This is a genomic window from Actinoallomurus purpureus (assembly GCF_024055795.1).
Classification (GTDB): domain Bacteria; phylum Actinomycetota; class Actinomycetes; order Streptosporangiales; family Streptosporangiaceae; genus Actinoallomurus; species Actinoallomurus purpureus.
In genome coordinates this window covers 15,076-35,525 of record NZ_JAMXMY010000008.1, presented here as the reverse complement: position 1 = coordinate 35,525, position 20,450 = coordinate 15,076, and the positions used below count along the sequence as shown (strand labels likewise).

The 20,450-nt window shown below is 71.1% G+C and carries 22 protein-coding genes; 11 read left to right on the top strand and 11 right to left on the bottom strand.

The annotated features are described in order from the left end of the window. Positions 1-101: 101 nt before the first annotated feature. Positions 102-1,337 carry an ornithine--oxo-acid transaminase gene (rocD, locus tag NE236_RS16490; RefSeq protein WP_252842865.1) on the bottom strand — a complete coding sequence of 412 codons (1,236 nt, stop codon included), beginning with the start codon at positions 1,335-1,337 and terminating at the stop codon, positions 102-104. An 8-nt stretch (positions 1,338-1,345) separates the two neighbouring features. Continuing rightward, positions 1,346-2,191 carry a dimethylargininase gene (gene ddaH / locus NE236_RS16485; protein ID WP_252842864.1) on the bottom strand — a complete coding sequence of 282 codons (846 nt, stop codon included), beginning with the start codon at positions 2,189-2,191 and terminating at the stop codon, positions 1,346-1,348. Positions 2,192-2,317: 126 nt separating this feature from the next. Between ddaH and NE236_RS16480 the strand changes: the two genes are divergently transcribed. Both NE236_RS16480 and rraA read left to right on the top strand, forming a co-directional pair. After that, a complete protein-coding gene (locus NE236_RS16480) occupies positions 2,318-2,773 on the top strand; it encodes an Lrp/AsnC family transcriptional regulator (protein ID WP_252842863.1) in 456 nt (151 codons plus the stop codon). 25 nt (positions 2,774-2,798) lie between these two features. Continuing rightward, positions 2,799-3,290 carry a ribonuclease E activity regulator RraA gene (gene rraA / locus NE236_RS16475; RefSeq protein ID WP_252842862.1) on the top strand — a complete coding sequence of 164 codons (492 nt, stop codon included), beginning with the start codon at positions 2,799-2,801 and terminating at the stop codon, positions 3,288-3,290. Positions 3,291-3,320: 30 nt separating this feature from the next. On the opposite strand, the gene NE236_RS16470 is transcribed toward rraA, so the two are convergent. The 5 genes from NE236_RS16470 to NE236_RS16450 all read right to left on the bottom strand — a co-directional run bounded on the left by NE236_RS16470 (position 3,321) and on the right by NE236_RS16450 (position 7,245). Beyond that, positions 3,321-4,052: a hypothetical protein gene (locus NE236_RS16470; protein ID WP_252842861.1), complete on the bottom strand. Its 732-nt coding sequence runs from the start codon at positions 4,050-4,052 to the stop codon at positions 3,321-3,323. Between the two features lie 27 nt (positions 4,053-4,079). Further along, on the bottom strand, positions 4,080-4,838 hold the full coding sequence (locus NE236_RS16465) for a hypothetical protein (protein ID WP_252842860.1): 759 nt from the start codon (positions 4,836-4,838) through the stop codon (positions 4,080-4,082). Further along, positions 4,832-5,242, bottom strand: coding sequence for a hypothetical protein (locus NE236_RS16460; RefSeq protein WP_252842859.1), 411 nt, complete (start codon positions 5,240-5,242; stop codon positions 4,832-4,834). The genes NE236_RS16465 and NE236_RS16460 overlap by 7 nt, the downstream gene beginning before the upstream one ends. A 292-nt stretch (positions 5,243-5,534) precedes the next feature. Beyond that, complete coding sequence (locus NE236_RS16455) at positions 5,535-6,155, bottom strand: hypothetical protein (protein WP_252842858.1); 621 nt, start codon at positions 6,153-6,155, stop codon at positions 5,535-5,537. 103 nt (positions 6,156-6,258) lie between these two features. Then, positions 6,259-7,245 carry a class I SAM-dependent methyltransferase gene (locus tag NE236_RS16450; protein WP_252842857.1) on the bottom strand — a complete coding sequence of 329 codons (987 nt, stop codon included), beginning with the start codon at positions 7,243-7,245 and terminating at the stop codon, positions 6,259-6,261. A 197-nt stretch (positions 7,246-7,442) separates the two neighbouring features. Here NE236_RS16450 and NE236_RS16445 point away from each other — a divergent pair, with 197 nt between their 5' ends. From NE236_RS16445 to NE236_RS16435, 3 genes are read left to right on the top strand one after another with little or no spacing between them, the layout of a single operon-like run. Continuing rightward, a complete protein-coding gene (locus tag NE236_RS16445; protein WP_252842856.1) occupies positions 7,443-8,336 on the top strand; it encodes a hypothetical protein in 894 nt (297 codons plus the stop codon). A 42-nt stretch (positions 8,337-8,378) separates the two neighbouring features. Continuing rightward, complete coding sequence (locus tag NE236_RS16440) at positions 8,379-9,332, top strand: hypothetical protein (RefSeq protein ID WP_252842855.1); 954 nt, start codon at positions 8,379-8,381, stop codon at positions 9,330-9,332. Between the two features lie 51 nt (positions 9,333-9,383). After that, positions 9,384-10,253, top strand: coding sequence for an enoyl-CoA hydratase-related protein (locus tag NE236_RS16435; protein WP_252842854.1), 870 nt, complete (start codon positions 9,384-9,386; stop codon positions 10,251-10,253). A 257-nt stretch (positions 10,254-10,510) separates the two neighbouring features. Here NE236_RS16435 and NE236_RS45490 read toward each other — a convergent pair whose 3' ends face one another. Further along, positions 10,511-10,816: a putative acetyltransferase gene (locus NE236_RS45490; RefSeq protein WP_443612859.1), complete on the bottom strand. Its 306-nt coding sequence runs from the start codon at positions 10,814-10,816 to the stop codon at positions 10,511-10,513. Between the two features lie 43 nt (positions 10,817-10,859). Between NE236_RS45490 and fdxA the strand changes: the two genes are divergently transcribed. Next, a complete protein-coding gene (gene fdxA, locus NE236_RS16425; protein WP_252842853.1) occupies positions 10,860-11,186 on the top strand; it encodes a ferredoxin in 327 nt (108 codons plus the stop codon). A 100-nt stretch (positions 11,187-11,286) separates the two neighbouring features. Continuing rightward, positions 11,287-12,408 (top strand): succinyldiaminopimelate transaminase, encoded by a 1,122-nt coding sequence (gene dapC, locus NE236_RS16420; protein WP_289850493.1) that lies wholly within the window; start codon positions 11,287-11,289, stop codon positions 12,406-12,408. 150 nt (positions 12,409-12,558) lie between these two features. Here dapC and NE236_RS16415 read toward each other — a convergent pair whose 3' ends face one another. After that, positions 12,559-14,064 (bottom strand): MFS transporter, encoded by a 1,506-nt coding sequence (locus tag NE236_RS16415; protein WP_252842852.1) that lies wholly within the window; start codon positions 14,062-14,064, stop codon positions 12,559-12,561. A gap of 134 nt (positions 14,065-14,198) precedes the next feature. Here NE236_RS16415 and NE236_RS16410 point away from each other — a divergent pair, with 134 nt between their 5' ends. From NE236_RS16410 to NE236_RS16400, 3 genes are all read left to right on the top strand, one after another. Continuing rightward, positions 14,199-14,957 (top strand): TetR/AcrR family transcriptional regulator, encoded by a 759-nt coding sequence (locus NE236_RS16410; RefSeq protein WP_252842851.1) that lies wholly within the window; start codon positions 14,199-14,201, stop codon positions 14,955-14,957. Positions 14,958-15,024: 67 nt separating this feature from the next. Beyond that, a complete protein-coding gene (locus NE236_RS16405; protein WP_252842850.1) occupies positions 15,025-16,167 on the top strand; it encodes an acyl-CoA dehydrogenase family protein in 1,143 nt (380 codons plus the stop codon). Between the two features lie 120 nt (positions 16,168-16,287). Continuing rightward, positions 16,288-17,739: an AAA family ATPase gene (locus tag NE236_RS16400; RefSeq protein ID WP_252842849.1), complete on the top strand. Its 1,452-nt coding sequence runs from the start codon at positions 16,288-16,290 to the stop codon at positions 17,737-17,739. Between the two features lie 22 nt (positions 17,740-17,761). Here the strand turns inward: NE236_RS16400 and NE236_RS16395 are convergent, their stop codons facing one another. Beyond that, positions 17,762-18,586: a hypothetical protein gene (locus tag NE236_RS16395; protein WP_252842848.1), complete on the bottom strand. Its 825-nt coding sequence runs from the start codon at positions 18,584-18,586 to the stop codon at positions 17,762-17,764. Positions 18,587-18,656: 70 nt separating this feature from the next. Between NE236_RS16395 and NE236_RS16390 the strand changes: the two genes are divergently transcribed. Further along, a complete protein-coding gene (locus NE236_RS16390; RefSeq protein ID WP_252842847.1) occupies positions 18,657-19,493 on the top strand; it encodes a 2,3,4,5-tetrahydropyridine-2,6-dicarboxylate N-succinyltransferase in 837 nt (278 codons plus the stop codon). A 74-nt stretch (positions 19,494-19,567) separates the two neighbouring features. Here NE236_RS16390 and NE236_RS16385 read toward each other — a convergent pair whose 3' ends face one another. Further along, positions 19,568-20,386: a lysozyme gene (locus NE236_RS16385; protein WP_252842846.1), complete on the bottom strand. Its 819-nt coding sequence runs from the start codon at positions 20,384-20,386 to the stop codon at positions 19,568-19,570. Between the last annotated feature and the right edge of the window lie 64 nt (positions 20,387-20,450).

Below are 20,450 nucleotides of genomic sequence, written 5' to 3'. Positions count from 1 at the left end.
TGATCTGACGGCTGCAATCCGATTTAGGGCTACAAAGAGGCAAAGCGGAGGCCCGGACCCTGAGGGCCCGGGCCTCCGCCGACGGTCGGCCGGAAGGACCGTCACACCTCCGCGAGCACGGCCTCCAGCTGGTCCAGGGCCCAGTCGAGGTCCTCCTGGCTCACCACCAGCGGCGGTGCCAGCCGGAGGGTCGTCTCGTGCGTCTCCTTCGCCAGCACGCCGCGCTCCATCAGCCTCTCGCTGACCGGGCGCGCCTTGCCGTTCAGCTCCACGCCGGCCCACAGGCCACGCCCGCGCACCTCGCGGACCTGGTCGGACGGCAGCGCGCCGAGCCGGGCGTGCAGGTGCGCCCCGAGCGTGCGGGACCGCTCCTGGAACTCCCCGGTCCGCAACATGGCGATGACCTCGCGCGCCACCGCGCAGGCGAGCGGGTTGCCGCCGAAGGTCGAGCCGTGCTGGCCGGGCTTGAAGACGCCAAGGACGTCGCGGTCCGCGACGACGGCCGAGACCGGCAGGATGCCGCCGCCGAGCGCCTTGCCGAGGACGTAGACGTCGGGGACGACGTTCTCGTGCTCGACCGCGAAGGTCGTGCCGGTGCGGCCCAGCCCCGACTGGATCTCGTCGGCGATCATCAGCGCGCCACCGGCCGTGCAGATCTCGCGCACCGCCGTGAGGAACCCGCTCGGCGGGACGTTCACGCCGGCCTCGCCCTGGATCGGCTCGATCAGCACGCCGACCGTGTTGTCGTCGACGGCGGCGCGCAGCGCCTCGATGTCGCCGTACGGGACGGTGCGGAAGCCGGGCGTGAACGGGCCGTAGGAGTTGCGGGCGTCCGGGTCGGTGGAGAAGCTGACGATCGTCGTCGTCCGGCCGTGGAAGTTGCCCTCGAACGTGACGATGTTCGCCTGCTCGGCGGGCACGCCCTTGACCTCGTACCCCCACTTGCGGGCGGTCTTCAGCGCCGTCTCGACGGCCTCCGCGCCGCTGTTCATCGGCAGGACCATGTCCTTGCCGGCCAGCTCGGCCAGCTCCGCGACGAACGGCCCGAACTGGTCGTGGTCGAAGGCCCGGCTGACCAGCGTGACGCGGTCCAGCTGCCGGCGCGCGGCCTCGACCAGCCGCGGGTGGCGGTGCCCGAAGTTGACCGCCGAGTAGGCCGACAGCATGTCGAGGTAACGCCTGCCCTCGATGTCCTTCACCCAGGCGCCCTCGGCGTCGGCGATCACGATCGGCAGCGGGTGGTAGTTGTGCGCGCTGTGCTCCTCCGACAGCGCCCGCAGCTCCTGCGTGTTCAACAGTGCTCCTTCTTCGGACCCGCGGGATCTCCCGAGTCCCATTGTCCCAGCTACGGGCGTAGTTCGAGGGTGCAGCACTTCGGGCCGCCCCCCGCCTTGCGCAGCTCGGTCATCTCGATCGGGATGACCTGATGGCCGTGCTCGGTGAGTCGCGCGATCAGCGTCGTGGCGTCCTCGGGGACGATGACGTGGCGTCCGTCGCTGACCGAGTTCAACCCGAACGCCAGGGCGTCCTCCTCGGTCGCCTCGATCAGCTCCGGGAACAGCGTCTTGAGCTTGATCAGGCCGTCCTCGTCGAAGGCCCCGGGGTAGTACGCCGCCGTGAACGGGTCGATCACGCACAGCGCCGTGTCGAGGTGGTAGAAGCGCGGGTCGACCAGCCGCACGCTGACGACCGGCAGCCCGAAGGCGTCGTGCAGTTCGTTGTGCGCGGCCGGGTCCGTACGGAAGCCGTGTCCCGCCACGATCGCGCGGTAGGCGAAGGCGTAGTCGCCCTCACCCTCGTTGACGTGGCCGGCCGTCCGGACGCGGCGGTAGCCGTGCCCGACGAACCACGCCCGGTGCGCGTCGGCCTCGGCGGCGCGCTCGGGATGGCGGAATTTCGCGCCGAGCACCATGCCGCCCACGACGGTCGCGCCGTTCGCGGCGAAGACCATGTCCGGCAGGCCCGGGACGGGCGGCAGCACGTGCACGGTGTGGCCGAGTGAGACGTACGTCGCGCGCAGGCGCTCCCACTCGTGGAGGGCCCGGTCACGGTCGACCGGGGTGTTCGGGTCCATCCACGCGTTGATCGCGTATTGGACGTCGAAGTAGGTCGGCGGGCACATCAGGTAGGTCCGTGCCGGCTGCCCCGCCGAGACGCCCGCTCCGTCGCGGGCAAGGGTCTGCATCGTCATCGATGTTGTGCTCCTGGCAATGCGGGCCCGATGTCGCGCCCAGTGGTAAGTGAGACACCACCCGCAGCGTAAGGTCGGTGTGTCTGCAACACCAATAACGGATATGCGCGTTGAAGGGTCTGATCATTGCGTCTTGACGACATAGATCGGCGAATCGTTGCGTGCCTTCTGGAGAACGCCCGCGCGTCGTTCGCCCAGATCGGTGACCAGGTCGGGCTCTCGGCTCCCGCGGTGAAACGCCGGGTGGACCGGCTCCGGCACGACGGCGTGATCACGGGGTATGCCGCTGTCGTCGACCCCTCGGCCCTGGGCTGGACCACGGAGGCGTTCGTGGAGCTGTTCTGCGCGGGCCGCACGTCCCCCGACGAGATCTTCGCGAGCATTCGCCGGCATCCCGAGGTGGTGGCGGCGTACACGATCACGGGGGAGGCCAACGCGCTGGTCCACCTGCGGGCCCACGACATCCAGGCCCTCGAAGAGGCCCTGCAGCGGCTGCGCAACGAACCGAACATCGTGCAGACCAAGACCTCGATCGTCCTGTCCCGTCTGCTCGGCCGGCCGACCGATGGGCCGGACACCTGATCCGCCGCTGATTACCATTCGGTGGATGAGCTTCACGACGGCTGATCTCTTCGACGAGTACGGTCCCGAGCTCACCACCTGCGAGACGCAGTTCCGCTCGTACGGGGCACGGGCGCGGTTCGCCGGGCCGCTGGCGACCGTCCGCTGCCGCGAGGACAACGCGCTGGTCAAGAAGGTGCTCGCGACGCCGGGGGCGGGCCGGGTGCTCGTCGTCGACGGCGGCGGCTCGCTGCGCGCCGCGCTGATGGGCGACATGATCGCCGGGTCGGCGGTCGCCCATGGCTGGGCCGGAGTCGTGATCAACGGCGCGGTCCGCGACGTCGTGGCTCTGCGCGCGCTGGACCTGGGGATCAGGGCGCTGGGGTCGAACCCGCGCAAGAGCGCCAAGGACGGCGTCGGCGAGGTCGACGTGCCGGTGGTCTTCGGCGGCGCCGAGTTCCGGCCCGGGGCGTGGCTGTACGCCGATGAGGACGGGATCGTGGTGGCGGCCCGCAGCCTGCTCCCGGCGGACGACTGAGGGCGCCGGGAACGCGATCGGCGGACGGGCCTACGACAGCCGTCCCAGCTGCTTGGTCAGCAGCGACGTCGCCTTCTTCTCGACCGGGTTCCCCGAGGCCTTCGGTCCCACGCGCTCCCAGTACATCGACACCAGGACGACGTTGCCGCGGGTCACGTAGTCGTACACCCGGTAGATCAGGTTGATGACGCTGGACGACGGAGAGAACACCGACTTCTCCAGGCCGCGTACGCGCGACCAGCCGGGCGTCGTCTCGTCCGAGGCGCGCCAGGTGTCGTCGTGGGCCAGGGCGATGCGGCGACCGGGGAGGGTCTTCTGCGGGACGTGCTTCTTCGCCGGGCACGCCGTGACCTTGGCCCGGATGGTCGCGAACATGGCCGTCGCGGCGGCGGCGTCGGGGTAGGTCAGTGAGATCTGCCCGAAGTTCGCCCCGGAGTACCGGCTGGTGTTGAACTCGCGCACCTTCACGTCCGGGCTCCCCGACGGCTTGATCGCCGACAGTGAGCAGGACGGGACGGCGTGGTCCTTCAGGGCCGGAGTGCTCAGCGGCTGCTCCGTGACGTGCGGGTCGACGTCCCGGCCCGACAGCAGCGCCGACGCCACGCGGGGCGGCGCGTAGCTCGGCGCCGCCGACGGGCTCACCGACGTCGTACGGGCGGGGGGCGAGGCGGATTTCGCCGTCTTGTGGCCTCCGCCCCCGCACCCGGCGAGGACGAGTCCGGCGGCGAGCAGGACGAGAGGGACGCGTGCGCGTGGGAACACCGGTCGCACCTCCGGAGGCGGCGTCGGTCAGCCGGGCTGAGACTGGGTCTGAACCTCACCGACCGCGAGGGCGAGGTCGCCGGGAACGCCGTTCATCCGTCCGAAGACCCCGCCGGGTGTGTCGCACTGCGCGCCCTCACAGGTCCAGGTGACGTTCCAGCTGATGGTGGCCGTGATCGTGTACTTTCCGCCTGGCCGGCTCGCCGAGGACCTCTCGTACGTGTAGCCGCAGTCGGTGTCGCCCGGGGTGGCCGCCGTCGCCCCGGCGCAGGTGACCGGCGTCCCGTCGTCGCCCATGGCCCACGTCACGACGGGATCGGAGGCGGTGACCACCACGTGCTGCTCCGGCACCTGGGCGTCCGCGGTCTTGTTCGCGATGTCGGCCCCGGTGACCCACAGCCCCGTCCTGATCCTGATGTACGAGCGCGGGCTGGGCGCCGTGCCGATGGTGGGGCTGGGCAGAACGAGCCTGTTCCGGGCGTCGTACGCGACGTCGATCGTGGGGACGTGGGGGGCGGGCGCCGGAGCCGCGCCGCCCGGGGCGCAGACCAGCTGGCCGCCCACGGTCGGGCAGCCGAGGCCGGGGCCCGTGTCGCCGCCGCCACCTCCACCGCCTCCGCCCCCGCCACCCGTGCCGCCTCCGCCGCCGGGGAGGGTGACGTGGCTGTGGGCGCAGGCGTTCGGCAGGCACATCGGGGCCGCGGACGCCGTGCCGGACGCCAGGCCGACGGCCGCGCCCGGAAGGAGGGTCAGCAGAACGGCGAGGCCGGATCGTCTGGTCAGCATTTTCTGCCCTCCGTCGCATCGGAGATCTTGTAGGTGCCGTCGCTGTAGCGCATGACCGCCTGGTACAGGTGGCTGCCGTCGCGCCAGGAGCCGAGCCGCTTTCCGGTCCTGGCGGAGAAGCGGTACGCCCCGAGGGTCCGAACGCAGTCGAGGATCACGACGACCGAATCATCGTTGGTACGGCCCTGAACGCGGGGATTCAGGACATTGTGGAATCGCCAGAAGACGCCCTGATGCTGGATCTTTTCCACGTCCTTGTCGATGATCGACAAGAGGGGGTCCATGGCGACCGTGTCGAGCCGGCTGGTGTCATTGCTCTCGTACGCCTGCTCGTACATCCGCTGATACTCGCGGTAGGCGGCGAGGGCGGAGCTCGGCGACCGGGGGACCGGACCGCCGCTCACCGGAACACCAGTGGCACCCGCCGTGCCGTCGGACCGCGGTTCCGTATCGGGGGATGAGGACGTCGTGGGCGTGTCGTCCCCCTGAACCTGCCCGCTGGGGTGAAAGCCGCCGGCCGCACGGCCTCCACAGGCTGTGAGCAGGCCCACCAGGATCAGTGGGCCGACGCACATGCGGAATCGCATCGTCAATTCCCGGGCATCGGGGCAAATTACCTCATGAGCTTACTGAGACGGTAGAGGCAAGAAAAGAGGTTCCCAAGAACCGGTGAATCGGCCGCGGCCTTATCGCCGATTAGAGACGACCGACCAGTCGGACGAGATCGAGGCCGAGAACCATGTCGAGCTCGATCGCCGTCTCGAACTTCGCTCCGGGCGGGACCGAGTCGTCCTCGGCGAGCCGGGACAGCGACGACAGCGCCGCCGGGGTGTCCAGGTCCGAGTCCAGGTGGGCGACCGCCTCCGCCACGTAGGAGCGGTCGGAGGGCCGCCCCGGGGACTCGGCCCAGCCGGCCACGCGACGCCGCCACGCGGTGAGCGAGGCGTCCGCCGAGGTCAGGTCCGCCCGGGTATGGGAGAGGTCCGCCCGGTAGTGGGTCTCCAGGAGCGCCAGGCGCACGGCGAGCGGGTCGAGGCCGTCCCAGGGCACCGGGGACCAGCGGCCGACGGTCTCCCCGACGTGCACGTCGGCCGTTCCCGAGGACATCTCGGCGGGGCGTACGCCCAGGTCCGCCGCTTCGGGCACGGGGTTCCAGATCCCCAGCGCGCGTAGCCGGTGGCGTCCGGCGAGACGGCGGATCAGGTCGCCGACCACCTGGGCCCGCAGCTCCTCGGCGCAGGCCACCCGGATGACTCCGGGGCGGACCGGCAGAACTTCCGCGAGGCGCGCGGTTCCCGGGTCGTACAGGCGCAGCATGCGAACGACCCTACCCATACCGTGGCGAGCCGACCGCTCTCCACGGAGGGGATGGGCCGGAGGAGCGGCCGGAGAGCTCCGGACGGGCGAGCGGGCGGGACGTTCAGGCCTGCAGATCCGAGGGCACGTGCGGCGCGTGATGGTGCACTTGCGGCGAGTCCGGGGCCGGAGGCACGTGCGGAGGGGGCGGTGCGTGCGGGGCCGGAGGCACGTGCGGAGGGGGCGGTGCGTGCGGGGCCGGAGGCACGTGCGGAGGGGGCGGTGCGTGCGGGGCCGGAGGCACGTTCGGGGTGGGAGGCGCATGCGGGGCGGGCGGCTGGACGAGCTCGTCACCGCCCGGCTTGCGCACGGCCGCGAACCGGAGGCGTACGTAGTCGGCCATCCAGCCGGACTCACGGCGGAGCGCGGGCGCGGCCAGCTCGTTCACCCGGTCGAGGAGCGGACCGGCGATCTCCGGGGGAACCTCGGCGATCAGCTCCGGCGCGAAGAGCCGGACCCAGTCGGCGGCGCCGTCCGGGCCGTCGGCGAGGCGCGTCGGCCGGTCGAAGTACTCCATGAGCCGCACGACGAAGCCGGCCTCCTCCAGCCGGGTGGCGTACTCGGCGGGGGTGGGGAAGTACCAGGGCAGCTCCGGCTCGGGCAGCCCGAAGACGCGCCATGCCGTCTGCACGGCCGCGATCAGCTCCGCGCAGTTGCCCGCCCCGCCCATCTCCGCGACGAACCGCCCGCCCGGGCGCAGCGCGGCGTGCACCCGTGAGATGACCGCGGAGGGGTCACGGGCCATCCAGTGCAACGCCGAGTTGGAGAAGACGGCGTCGTACCGCTCACTGGTCGTGAAGGTGTGCGCGTCGCCGACGGCGAAGGACAGGTGAGGGTGCTCCGATCGCGCCGCGTTGACCATCTCGAGCGATCCGTCGAGTCCGAGGACCTCCGCGCCCCGCGCGGCGATCTCGATGGTCATCACGCCCGTTCCGCAGCCCAGGTCGATGACGCGCTCGTCGGGCTGAGGATCGAGCAGGTCGAGCAGCGGCGCCCCGTGCGCGGAGACGTACCCGAACGCGGTGTCGTACGTCGCCACGGCCCATTGCATGAGCCGAAACATATAGGACAAAACTCTCATGTGCCGTAACGTCTCGAATCCTGGATCGTTAGTAGTGACTCGCGTCACGTGCGTGTCACGGGCCGGCCGTCGCCGGCGGCGGTTATCCACAGACCTGTGTACGGGGCTTACGCCGGGAGAGCACGGCGGGCGAGGCTTGCCGGGAGAGCGATTCCCGGAGGCATTCGATGATCGACCTGACCGTTCCCGAGTCCGTCGCGGCGCCCTTCGTGGTGGCCACCGCTCATCCCCTCGACGACCCGGCGGCCGTCGCACGCGGCCGGGTGCGGCTCCCGTTAGCGGCCGAGCTGCTGGGCTCGTCGCTCCTGAGGTTCCGCGCCCGCCCCGCGGCCGAGTCCGGATACGCCGACCTGATCGGTGGCGCCGCCTGGGCGCGGCCGGAGGAGGCGCACCTTCTCGGCAAGGCGCGCCACCACATCGTCGTCACCGGGCACGCCCCGCCCGTCTCACAGCCCGAGCACGCCCAGGCCGCCCGCGAGATCGCCCGGGTCGTCGCCGAGGCCTGCGACGGCGTCGTCTACGACGCGTGGTCCCACCAGGTGCTGCCGCACGCCTTCCGGTTCGGCGCCGAGCACCCGGAGTTCTGCCTGGCCGACGACTGGCTCGCGACGTTCGTCACCGGCGAGGACGAGGGCGAGCTGCATCTGGTGACCGCCGGGCTGCACCGCTTCGGGTTCCCCGAGTTGGAGGCCGCCGGCGTCCCGGGCGGCAATCTGTTCGCGGCCGTCACGTTGCTGCGCTGCCTGGCCGTGGGCCTCATCGACGAGCACTGGGCCTGGCTGGCCTGCCATCCCGGCGCGCGGCTGCGCCGCATCCCGCCCGAAACGTGGGTGGAGGGCGCCGACGTGTGGCGCTACTGGGCGGCCGAGCCGGCCGGCGTGGCCGGTGCGCCCGTGCGCGTCCGCCTGAGTCCCGCCCCGCCCGAGGGGGCCGACGCCCTGCCCTACCTCGTCGCCGGACCGCCCGCCGGCTTCGACGCCCCCGCCGCCCTGTGGTGGAACGACATCGTCGACCTGGCCATGCCCTACGTCCCCGAGGCCCCCCGTCGCACGGCCGCCTGAGCCGCGGCGCGCCCATCCGTCACGAACGTCAAGGAGGCGGTCATGTCCCCCGTCGTGCTGTCCGTACCCGAGGTCGTCACCTCCCACTATGTGATCGCGACCAGCGAGCCACCGGCCGACCCCTACGCGGTCGTCCCGTGGCGGGTGCCCGAGCCCTTCCGCAAGCCGGCCATCGAGGCGCTCAAGACCCCGCGGCTCGGCGTCTTCACCGTCGACGCAGGCGAGGCGACCTGGCGCCTCGACGACGTCCTGGCCTCCGACGAGGACCAGCGGCGCATCCGGGAGTCCTCCCACCAGATCCTGCTCGTGCACCAGGCGCTGACCGTCGAGCAGCCGCACCGCGAGCAGGTCGCACGCGCCGTGGCGCGGGCCCTCGCCGACGCCACGGGCGGCGTCCTCATCGACCCGCAGGCCCGGCAGGTCCTCCTGCGCGACGGGCTGGCGCGCGCCGAGCGCGGCTGGTTCCGCATGGGCGACCAGTGGTTCGGCACGCGCTACGAGGTCGACGAGGCGGCGCGCCGCCCCGGCACGGCAGGCGGTGGTGACGTCACCGCCTGCGCCTGCCTGCGCATCACGCTGCTCGGACTGCGGCGGTTCGGCCTGCCGGACCTCGTGATCGACAAGGTCGCCTGCACCCAGGACCTGCCCGCGCTCAACCTCCTGCGCGCGGTCGCGTCCCGGTTGCTCACCGACCAGTGGCGGTGGTGCAGGGAGCGCCCGGCACGGCCCACGCGCAGCCTCGACGACCACCCCAAGATCGAGCCGGACGACTTCTGGGCCTTCTGGGGCGCCACCCCCTTCCTGGACGGCAGCCCGGTCGTCACGCGGCTGACGGCGGCCTCGGCCGCGATCCTGCAGGTGGCTCCGCCCGACGGCTACGCCGGCACCGTGGCCGACTGGAGCCGGGAGGTGCTGGCTCCGGCACTGCCGCCGCTCGTCGGCTGCCCCGCCGATGAGGACTCGGCCCATGCGCGGTCCGCCGGAGGCGGGGTGTGACGCGTCTCTAGAATCCCATTCTGTAACCGTCCGCGGGCGCGAGGAGCAGCAGTGACGTACACCGAGATCGACTACACCGTCGCAGACGGGATCGCCACCATCACGCTGGACCGCCCCGAGCGGCTCAACGCCTTCACGCTCGTGATGCGCGGCGAGCTGATCGACGCCTTCGACCGCGCCGACGCGGACGACGACGTGCGGGTGGTCGTGGTCACCGGTCGAGGACGGGCGTTCTGCGCGGGGGCCGACCTGGAGCGCGGCGGCTCGACGTTCGACTACAAGGCCGCGAGGGACATGTTCGGCGGCGAGGACACCTTCGAGGACGGGACTCCCCGCGACGGCGGCGGCACCGTCGCACTGCGGATCGCCCGGTCCCTCAAGCCGGTCATCGGGGCGATCAACGGCCCGGCGGTCGGCGTGGGCGTCACGATGACCCTCCCGATGGACGTCCGGCTCGCCGCCGACAGCGCGAGGTTCGGCTTCGTGTTCACCCGGCGTGGCATCGTCACCGAGGCCGCGTCGAGCTGGTTCCTGCCACGCCTCGTCGGCATTGCCCAGGCCATGGAGTGGGCGGCGACGGGCCGGATCTTCGATGCCGGCGAGGCGCTGCGCGGGCGCCTGGTGTCCCATGTCCACCCGGCGGACGAGCTCCTGGACGAGGCCTACGCGCTCGCGGGGGAGATCGCCGCGAACACCTCGGCGGTGGCCGTCGCGGCCGTGCGGCGGCTGATGTGGTCGGGCCTGGGCGCGCCCTCGCCGTGGGACGCGCACCGGGCCGACTCCCACCTGATGTACGCGCTCGGTTCCGCTCCGGACGCCGCCGAGGGCGTGACGTCGTTCCTGGAGAAGCGTCCGGCCGAATTCCCCATGAAGGTCAGCCGGGACCTGCCCACGGAGGTCCCGGACTGGCCCACGCCCTGACGACCGCGCGACGCGACGGTGCCTGAACGGCCGGAGGTCGCGGGCGGCGGGGGTCAGGGCCGTGCGGCCCGGCGGGAGGTTGACCTCGGGGGGTCAGGATCGGGCGGCCCGGTGGGAGCGGAACGCGGAGGCCGCTGAGCGTCGGGTCAGGACCGGGCGGCCCGGCATGGTGCTGAACCGCTGGAGGTTACCGACGGCGGGGTCAGGATCGGGCGGGCCGGCGTGGCACTGAACGGTCGGAGGCTACTGACCGCGGGTCAGGATCGGGCGGGCCGGCGTGGGGGCGGCGGCGGGACGACCTTGCCCGCCACCAGCTCCGCCTCGGCCACCTCGGCCACGGAGCCGTCGCGGCGGCGCACGGTAAGCCGGCCGTCAGCCCAGCCCTGTAGCTCACCGACCACGTCGCTGTACCCTCCGCTGGGAAGACGGCGTCGTATCGACACGCGACGTCCGATGTCGGAGGGAGCTATCGCGATGACATACCGGGCGGAGAAACGCGGTGCGATGTGACGCCCCCCATGGTGAAAGCGTGGACTGACAGCGGCAATACTAGGCAATGACACCGCTGCGAGCGTGGCGATGGCCACAGACGTTGAGGAGTAGGACGTGACCTACGTCATCGCGCAGCCCTGCGTGGACGTGCTCGACAAGGCATGCATCGAGGAATGCCCCGTCGACTGCATCTACGAGGGCAAGCGCATGCTCTACATTCACCCGGACGAGTGCGTCGACTGCGGCGCGTGCGAGCCGGTGTGCCCGGTTGAGGCGATCTTCTACGAAGACGACACGCCGGATCAGTGGAAGGACTTCTACAAGGCCAACGTGGAATTCTTCGACGATCTGGGTTCGCCGGGTGGTGCGTCCAAGGTCGGCAAGATCGACAAGGACCACCCGATCGTGGCGGCGCTGCCGCCGCAGGCTGAGGACGCCTGAGCCCACCGCGCCCGGTGTACCCGGACGCGTGAGTCCAGCACAGGCTGAGGCGCGCCGTCTGCCGGTCAACGGCAGGCGGCGCGCGAACGTTGGGGGACAGATGATCAAGACGCTGCCGGACTTTCCCTGGGACCTGCTCGCCCCGTACAAGGAGCAGGCGCGGCAGCATGCCGGCGGCATCGTCGACCTGTCGGTCGGCACGCCGGTCGACCCGACGCCCGAGGTAGTCCGGCGGGCACTGATCGACGCCGCCGACGCGCCCGGCTATCCCGCGACGTACGGCACCCCCGCGCTGCGCGACGCCGTGGCGGGCTGGCTCACCCGCAGGCTCGGCGTCGCAGCCGACCCGGCCGCGGTCCTGCCGGTCATCGGCACCAAGGAGGCCGTCGCCTGGTTGCCCACGCTGCTGGGCACGGGACCGGACGACACCGTCGTCTTCCCCGAACTGGCCTACCCGACCTATGACGTCGGCGCGCGGCTGGCCGGCGCGACGCCCCGGGCCGTCGACGGCCTGTTCTCGCTGGGCCCCTGGGGGGTGGCGGGGCGCAGCCACGGGGGTGGAAAAGCGACGCCGAAGATCGTCTGGATCAACTCGCCGTCCAACCCCACCGGCAAGGTGCTGCCGGCCGAGCACCTGCGCAAGGTCGTCGCCTGGGCGCGGACGCGTGGCACCATCGTCATCAGCGACGAGTGCTACGTCGAGCTCGGCTGGGACGCCGAGCCGGTGTCGGTCCTGCGCCCCGACGTGTGCGACGGAGACCACAGCGGCCTGCTCGCCCTGCACTCGCTGTCCAAGCGTTCCAACCTGGCCGGGTATCGCGCCGGGTTCATCACCGGGGACCCGACCCTGGTCGCCGCGCTCCTCGAGGTCCGCAAGCACGCGGGGATGATCGTTCCTGCGCCGGTGCAGGCCGCCATGACGGCCGCCTACGGTGACGACGCGCACGTCGAGGAGCAGCGCGAGCGCTACTCCCGCAGACGCTCCGCCCTCCGCGAGGCCCTCGCGGCGTACGGCTTCCGCATCGACCACTCCGAGGCCGGCCTGTACCTCTGGGCGACCCGTGACGAGCCCTGCTGGGACACCGTGAAGGCTCTGGCGGAGCTGGGCGTCCTCGTCGCGCCCGGCGAGTTCTACGGCGAGGCGGGCGCCCGCCACGTGCGCGTCGCACTGACCGCCACCGACGAGCGCGTCGACGCCGCCGTCGCCCGGCTGACCGCCTGATCCATCGCGCGCGTGTTCCCGGGTGGTGTGGATGCCGTCGCCTGGTTGACCGCCTGATCCATCCCGCGCGTGCTCCCGGTGCCGCCCCGCCTCCGCCGGGGGCGGCACTCGGCGAGCATCACGCGCGGGGGCGAGGTCGGACCGGCGCGATCACGCGCTGCTCTCGGCCGGTTCCGGGGTCTTCTCCGGTTCCGCAGGAGGTTTCGGGCGGAGCGCTGAGAAGGCGAGGACGGCGGCGGCGATGCCGCCGAACACCCCGACGATGGACGTGGTCGCCATGGCGTGGACGAACGCGTCCTTCGCGGTCCGGGCCAGAGCCGCGTCGTCGCGTGCCGCCGCGATCGCCAGGGCCTCGCCGATCGAGTGCCGGGCCGGGCCGGTGACGCCCTTCGGCATGGCGGAGGTGTAGGCCGCCGTCAGGACGCTGCCGAGGACGGCCACGCTGAGCGCCTGGCCGACCTGCTGAACGGTGTCGTTGACGGCCGAGCCGACCCCGGCACGCTCGGGGGGCAGGGCGGCCAGCAGCGTGCCGTAGGCGGCGGGCCCGGCCGTTCCGCTGCCCGCTCCGATGACCACGAGGGCGATCGAGAGCTTCAGGTAGCCGTCGCCCGGAGCGATCGTGTGGAGCACCGCGAAGCCTGCGGCCAGCAGGACGAGCCCGGCGGCGAGCGCGACCCGGGCGCCGAACCTCTTGTCGACGACCACTCCGATGCCGTTGAAGGCCATCGCGGCGATGACGAGGGGGATGAGCGCGGTCCCCGCCTTCATCGGTCCGTACCCCAGCACGAACTGCAGGTACTGCGTGAGCGCCAGCAGCACGCCGCCGGCGGAGAACGACAGCAGGACGATCGACAGGCTCGCGCCGCTGAAGTTCCGGTCGCGGAACAGGGCGAGCGGCAGCATGGGCTCCGGGCAGCGCCGTTCCCACAGGGCGAAGGCGGCGAGCGCGACGACGGCGACGGCAAACCCGCCGAACGTCTGGACGGCGGAGGAGTCGTCCTTGGCCGAGTTGATGACTCCCCACACCAGGGCGGTGATGCCGGCCATGGACAGGAGGGCGCCGACGAGGTCCGGGCGGACCGCGGGCCCGCGCGACTCGGGGATGATCAGCAGCGCGGCGATGATGCCGAGGGCGGCGATCGGCACGTTCAGCAGGAAGACCGAGCCCCACCAGAAGTGCTGCAGCAGGAAGCCGCCGAGGGTGGGCCCGCCGACCGCGCCGAGCATGAGGACCGAGCTCCAGATGGCGATGGCCTTCTTGCGCTCCGCGTCGTCGAAGACGGTGGTGAGGATGGACAGCGTCCCCGGCATGAGGAAGGCGCCGCCGACTCCCATGGCCGCCCGGGCGGCGATGAGCTGACCGGGGCTGCCGGCGAATGAGGCGACGATGGACGCCCCGCCGAACAGGACCAGGCCGATGATCAGGCCGCGGCGCCGGCCGTGCCGGTCGGACAGGCTGCCCGCAGTGAGCAGGAGACCGGCGAAGACCAGGATGTACGCGTCGATGATCCACTGGATGTCGGAGCTGCTCGCGTGGATGTCGCGGATCAGCGACGGGATGGCGACGTTGAGCACCGTGTTGTCGATGACCAGAACCAGCAGGCTCAGGCACAAGACGCCGAGGATCCACCAGCGGCGGGGGTGAGGGGTCGACATGACCGTCCGTTCGTACGGTGTGCGATGTTCTCGAACACCGTATCAGCCGTCTCGAACGCTGTACTGCGTTGCTCGAACACTGTACGAGCGACGGTAGGCTGGAAGGACAAGCCGCCCCTGGTGAAGGACGTCGAATGTCGTCGAACGCGGATTCCCTCGCGAACTCGGTCTGGACCAGGCCGCCGCGCTCACGTGGTGGCCAGCCGGCGCTGAGCCGTGGGCAGATCGTGCGCGCCGCCATCGAGCTGCTCGACGAGAAGGGGCTCGACGGCCTGAGCATGCGCCGGCTCGGCAGCAGGCTCGCCGCCGGGGCCACCTCGGCCTACTGGCACGTCGCGACCAAGGACGAGCTGCTCGAGCTGGCTCTCGACGAGGTCATGGGGGAGATCGAGGTCCCGGAGGCCGGGGCGGCGGACTGGCGGACCGCTGCCGCCGCCTTGGCGCATGGACTGCGCGCGATGATCCTGCGCCATCCCTGGGTCACGGGCCTGTTCGGCGTCCGTCCCGCCGTGGGTCCCAACGCGATGCGGATGAGCGATCGAGTGGTCGGGGTGCTGACGGCCGCCGGGTTCTCGGGCATGCAGGTCGCCTACGCGAGCTCGCTGCTGATGTCCCATGCGATCGGCTCGGCCACGACGGAGGCGGCGTGGAGGAGGTCGATCGCCCCCTCGGGCAAGACCGCGGATGAGGTGGTCGATGAGATGCGGCCCTACATCGACGAGCTCGCCTCCCGCTACCCGAACTATGGCGCGTGGTGGCGGGAGAACAACGCGATCAACGTCGACGCCATGCAGGACGACAACTTCGCCTTCGGGGTGGAGCGGCTCCTCGATGGCCTGCAGTCCTGGCTCGATCGGGACGCCGGGGACCGGCACGACGCCGGCCGGCCGTGAGCGGAGCGACCGGCATGTAAGTGATAAATTACTCGGCGTCGGTTGTTCAACCTGAGGGAGGCCGAGGGTGCGGCGCGAGATCTTCACCGATGAGCACGAGGCCTTCCGCGACATGGTGCGATCGTTCATCGCGAAGGAGATCAAGCCGTTCCACGAGCAGTGGGAGAAGGACGGCGTCGTCTCCCGCGACGTGTGGCTGGCCGCCGGGCGGCAGGGCCTGCTCGGCATCGACATCGCCGACGAGTACGGCGGCGGAGGCGACCCCGACTACCGCTACTACGTCGTCCTGAACGAGGAGCTCGCGCGCGCCGGAATCCACGGCCCCGGCTTCGCGGTGCACAACGACATCAACGGCGCGTACCTGGGCCGGCTCGCCACCGACGAGCAGAAGCGGCGGTGGCTCCCCGGCTACTGCTCCGGGGAGATCATCACCGCGATCGCCATGACCGAGCCGGCCGCGGGCTCGGATCTGCAGGGCATTCGCACCACCGCCGTGCGGGACGGCGGCGACTACGTCCTCAACGGGCAGAAGACGTTCATCTCCAACGGCATCCTGTCCGATCTGGTCATCGTCGTCGCACGGACCGACCCGGACGCCGGGCACCAGGGCATCAGCCTCCTCGTCGTCGAGCGCGGCATGAAGGGCTTCGAGCGCGGCCGTAACCTCGACAAGATCGGCATGCACGCCCAGGACACCGCCGAGCTCTACTTCGAGGACGTCCGTGTGCCCCGGGAGAACCTCCTCGGCGAGGAGGGGCAGGGCTTCGTCCACCTGATGCAGAACCTCCCGAGGGAGCGGGTGTCGATCGGGGTCACGGCCCTGGCGGGCGCCGAGAAGGCGTTCGAGCAGACCCTGGAGTACTGCAAGTCCCGCGAGGCGTTCGGCCGGCCGATCGGCCGGTTCCAGCACAACCGCTTCACGCTGGCCGAGATGAAGACCGAGCTGACGGTGGCCCGCGCCTTCACCGACCGGTGCATCACCGAGCACGTCGCGGACCGCCTCGGCACGGATGAGGCCTCCATGCTGAAGTGGTGGAACACCGAGCTGTGCAACCGGGTCATCGACCGCTGCCTGCAGCTGCACGGCGGTTACGGCTACATGACCGAGTACCCGATCGCCAAGGCGTACCTCGACTCCCGGATCCAGACGATCTTCGGCGGCACCACCGAGATCATGAAGGAGATCATCGGCCGCGGCCTCGGCGTGTAGATCCCCGCGCTCTGGGAGTGAGTCCAATGGGCGCCGAAGCCGGATCAGCTCTTCCGCGTGATGTAGGGCGTATCTATGTAGAATCAATCTATGTAGATGGGATCTACATTCGGGGGCGTCATGGTTGCGCGTTTCATCGGGAGGAAGACCGAGCTGGCCATACTCGGTAAGCGGCTGGACCGCGTGACGGCTTCGGGAGCCGGGATCGCGCTGGCCGTACGGGGGCGGCGGCAGGTGGGGAAATCGCGGCTGGTGCAGGAGTTCTGTGATCAGTCTCGTGTGCCCTACGTCTTCTCGGCCGCGACCAAGGGCGCTTCGCCGGTCGAAGCGGTCGCCTCGTTCCTGAACGATCTGCGGGAATCGGCGTTGCCCGCGGAGCGGGATCTGATTCCGGAGCTCGGTACCGGAAGCTGGCCCGATGCCTTCCGGGTACTCGCCTCGGTAGTGCCAGAGAGGCCCTGCATCGTCGTCCTCGACGAGTTGCCCTGGCTCGCCGAGCAGGACCGTCTCTTCGACGGGGCGTTGCAGACCGCATGGGATCGGTTGTTGTCATCGAAGCCGGTGCTGTTGTTGCTGCTCGGTAGTGACCTGCACATGATGGAGCGGCTGACCGCCTATGACCGGCCGTTCTTCGGACGGGCCGACAACCTGGTGCTCGGGCCGCTGAACCCCGCCGACGTGGGACAGGCCCTGGGGTTGCGAGCGGCTGATGCGATCGACGCGCACCTGGTATCGGGTGGCCTACCGGGCATCGTACGGTCCTGGCCGGAGGGCATGCCCGCATTGGAGTTCCTGCGGCAGGAGGCCGCCGACCCCGCGGCTGCGGTGTTCAGCGTCCCGGAGGCGGCGCTGATGGCGGAGTTCCCGAGCCCGGACGCCTCGCGGCGGGTGCTGGAGGCGGTCGGGGCGGGAGACCGTACTCACGCCAATATCGCCGCTACGGCGGGAAGCCGAGAGGGGGCTTTGCCGTCGGGGACACTCTCTCCGTTGTTGCGCCGGCTCGCGGTGGAGAAGCAGATTCTGGCCGTCGATGAGCCGGTGTCGACGACGCCCGGCAAGCCGGCGTTGTATCGGGTGGCCGACAGCAACCTGCGGCTCTATCTGGGCATTCTGCGAGTCGTGCAGGAGCAGGCCCGTCGGGGACGCCCGGAAGCAGGGGTCCGCCTGGTCGAACGCCGTTGGACAGGATGGCGCGGTCGCGCCGCCCCGCCGCTGGTCCGGCAGTCCCTCGAGCTCGCCGCGCTGTCGGGGGCGCTGCCCTGGCCGGATGTGGAGGCGGTCGGTGGCTGGTGGAACCGCCGGTTCGACCCGGAGATCGACCTGATCGGAGCCGATCGCGCGCCGGTCGCCGACACGATCTCCTTCGCGGGGTCGATCAAGTGGCTCGCGAGCGGCTTCGACGGTCATGATCTTGTCTCCGTGCGGCGCGCGGTCGCGCAGGTTCCCGGATACGACCCCGCGAGGACCGGCCTGGTCGTCGCCTCCCTCAGCGGCCTCGGAGAGGACGTCGACGACCGGTCCATCGACCTGCTGTGGGGCCCTGAGGACGTGGTCGGGTCCTGGCGCGGTTGATACGGGGTTCTGGACCTCGGGCTCAGCGGATGACGACGCGGTCCGCGGGGGCCTGGGCGTCCGTGGTCCAGCCGTCGTGGCCCTGCGCCGACCGCCAGTGGCGGCCCGCGTAGCGCACCTCGCGGAGGCCGTAGGGCTGGGCGTGCGCGACCATCCAGGTCGCCATGGTCCACCCGGTGCGGGAGTTCGCCGCACTGATCCCGTCGCCGGTGTCCTTCCGCTTCAGCGTCTTGCGCAGCGTGTCGAGGGCCTGCTGCGCCTGCGCCTGCTCCTTGCGCCTGTTCGGCGGGTACCAGCAGCGTACGGCGCCGGGAACGCGCCCGGTGTAGGCCGCGGCCATGATCCGCGCGTCCTCCTCGTGCCGGGCGTACGCCTTGCCGTCCGCGCTGCGCTGGACCTTCTGGGCCGCCTCGTGGACGGGAAGGCCGCTGTAGTCCTTGACCTTTACGAGGGCGCTGAAGAACCGGTTCGCGGCGTACACCGGGTCCTTCAGCTGAGTGACCGTCCCCCAGCCCTGTGACGGGCGCTGCTGGAAGAGGCCGACGGAGTCGCGGTCGCCGCTTTCGAGGTTGCGCAGGTGCGACTCCTGGAGCGCCGTCGCGTACGCGATGATCACGGCCTCTTCGGGGAGCTTCTTGCGCAGCGCGACGGCGGCGATGGTCGCGGCGTTGCCGGCCTGGTCGAGGTCGAGCGGCATGACCCCGGTGCTCGTACGGGCCTCGCAGTTGGTGCCGTGGAGGTAGGGGCGGAAGTGGACGTACAGCGCGACCGCGCCGCCGACGATGACCAGCGTGGTGACCAACGCGATGATGGCGAGCCGCAGCCGCCGCGCTCTCGTCCGAATCACGGCACGAAGGTACCCGCTCCGTACCCCCTACCGGACATCCGCCGGTGGCGCCGCCGCTATTCTCACCGGCATGACCGACACGTTCACCAGCCCGATCTCAAGCGTCATCGATGAGTTGTGGGAGCGCCGGGCGGACCTGAGCCCCGAGGACACCGACGCCCGTTCCGCCGTCGTGGCGGCCGTCGATCTGCTCGACGGCGGGCAGGCGCGTGTGGCGTTCGTCGACGAGGCCACCGACGAGGTCATCGTGGACGAGCGTGCCAAGCGGGCCATCCTGCTGAGCTTCAAGGTGCTGGGCATGGTCCGCGCGCAGGTGGGCGACTTCCACTACCACGACCGGATCCCGCTGAAGACCCGCCTGGACGGCGTGCGCGTGGTGCCCGGTGCCATCGCCCGATGGGGGTCCCACCTCGCGCCGGGCGTGGTCCTGATGCCGTCGTTCACGAACATCGGCGCCTACGTCGACTCGGGCACCATGGTCGACACCTGGGCGACGGTCGGTTCCTGCGCGCAGATCGGCAAGAACGTCCACCTGTCGGGCGGTGTGGGCATCGGCGGCGTGCTGGAGCCGCCGAACGCCAAGCCCGTCATCATCGGGGACGAGGCCATGATCGGCAGCCGGTCGATGATCGTCGAGGGCGCGCGTGTGGGCACGGGCGCGGTCGTCGGCTCCGGCACGAACCTGTCCGCCTCGATGCCCGTCATCGACGTGGAGACGGGCGAGCAGCTCGGCCGCGGCCGCATTCCCGACTGGTGCGTCGCCGTCGGCGGCACGCGGCTGAAGGAGTTCTCCGGCGGCACGTTCGGGATGCCCGCCGTCCTCGTCATCAAGCGCCTCGAGCCGGGGGTGCGGCATGACAAGTCGCAGCTCAACGACGTCCTGCGCGACCACGGTCTGAGCGCCTGACGATCCGGCGCACGAACGCGTGAGGCGCCGGGACCCACCGCCCCGGCGCCTCGGTCAGGCGTGATCAGGCGTGATCAGGTGTTGTCGGCGAGGGCGAGCAGGCGCGACGAGCTTCCGTTGAAGACGTCCTGGTCGCCGGGGAACGTCCCGCTGTCGGCGTACTGCCAGATGGTGTAGACGCTCCAGCCCGCCGGCAGCGTGCCCGCGGAAGTGGAGTACTTCGCGATCCACAGCGGGCTGTTCGTGGCGAACGTGGTGTCGGTGTTACCGGTGCAGCTGGTCCACCAGCTCAGGCTGGTGTAGATGACCGCCCAGCGGCCGGTCTTGGCGTGGTACTCGTTGATGAACGCGTGGATCCAGCTGCGCATCGCGGACTGGCTGAGGCCGTAGCACGTGGCCCCGTACGGGTTGTACTCCATGTCCACCGCGCCGGGCAGCGTGTGGTGGTCGGCGGACCAGCCGCCGCCGTGGGCGGCGAAGTAGTCGGCCTGCGCGGCGCCGCTCGAGTTGTCCGGCAGCGCGAAGTGGTAGGCGCCGCGGATGAGGCCCACGTCGTACGAGCCGACGTACTGCTGGGAGAAGTACGGGTTCTGGTACGACGTGCCCTCGGTGGCCTTGACGTAGGCGAACTGCGCGCCGTTGCTCTGCACCGTGCTCCAGCCGACGTTGCCCTGGTGGCTGGAGACGTCGAGGCCGAGCGTGCCGGACACGAGCGGGGTCGCGGTGCTCTGTCCGGCCAGGCTGTAGCCGGCGTGGTCCTTGTCGGGGTGGGTGATCGGGTTGGGCGACGCGCCGGCCGCGGGGCCTGCGGCCAGGACGCCTCCGGCGAGAGTGAGCGCGGCGAAGGCCGTGCTCAGCCTGCGGATGACGCGGTTGCGGGGGGACGGGGCCACGGGTTCCTCCTGGGGTGTGTGGCGGGACGGGAGGGTGGACGGGTGGCGGCCCCTGGGGCGGGGG

Coding starts and splice junctions, on each gene's coding strand:
- rocD (WP_252842865.1), bottom strand. CDS start 1,337: ATGGGACTCGGGAGATCCCGCGGGTCCGAAGAAGGAGCACTGTTGAAC.
- ddaH (WP_252842864.1), bottom strand. CDS start 2,191: ATGACGATGCAGACCCTTGCCCGCGACGGAGCGGGCGTCTCGGCGGGG.
- rraA (WP_252842862.1), top strand. CDS start 2,799: ATGAGCTTCACGACGGCTGATCTCTTCGACGAGTACGGTCCCGAGCTC.
- NE236_RS16465 (WP_252842860.1), bottom strand. CDS start 4,838: ATGCTGACCAGACGATCCGGCCTCGCCGTTCTGCTGACCCTCCTTCCG.
- NE236_RS16455 (WP_252842858.1), bottom strand. CDS start 6,155: ATGCTGCGCCTGTACGACCCGGGAACCGCGCGCCTCGCGGAAGTTCTG.
- NE236_RS16450 (WP_252842857.1), bottom strand. CDS start 7,245: ATGCAATGGGCCGTGGCGACGTACGACACCGCGTTCGGGTACGTCTCC.
- NE236_RS16445 (WP_252842856.1), top strand. CDS start 7,443: ATGATCGACCTGACCGTTCCCGAGTCCGTCGCGGCGCCCTTCGTGGTG.
- NE236_RS16440 (WP_252842855.1), top strand. CDS start 8,379: ATGTCCCCCGTCGTGCTGTCCGTACCCGAGGTCGTCACCTCCCACTAT.
- dapC (WP_289850493.1), top strand. CDS start 11,287: ATGATCAAGACGCTGCCGGACTTTCCCTGGGACCTGCTCGCCCCGTAC.
- NE236_RS16415 (WP_252842852.1), bottom strand. CDS start 14,064: ATGTCGACCCCTCACCCCCGCCGCTGGTGGATCCTCGGCGTCTTGTGC.
- NE236_RS16410 (WP_252842851.1), top strand. CDS start 14,199: ATGTCGTCGAACGCGGATTCCCTCGCGAACTCGGTCTGGACCAGGCCG.
- NE236_RS16400 (WP_252842849.1), top strand. CDS start 16,288: ATGGTTGCGCGTTTCATCGGGAGGAAGACCGAGCTGGCCATACTCGGT.
- NE236_RS16390 (WP_252842847.1), top strand. CDS start 18,657: ATGACCGACACGTTCACCAGCCCGATCTCAAGCGTCATCGATGAGTTG.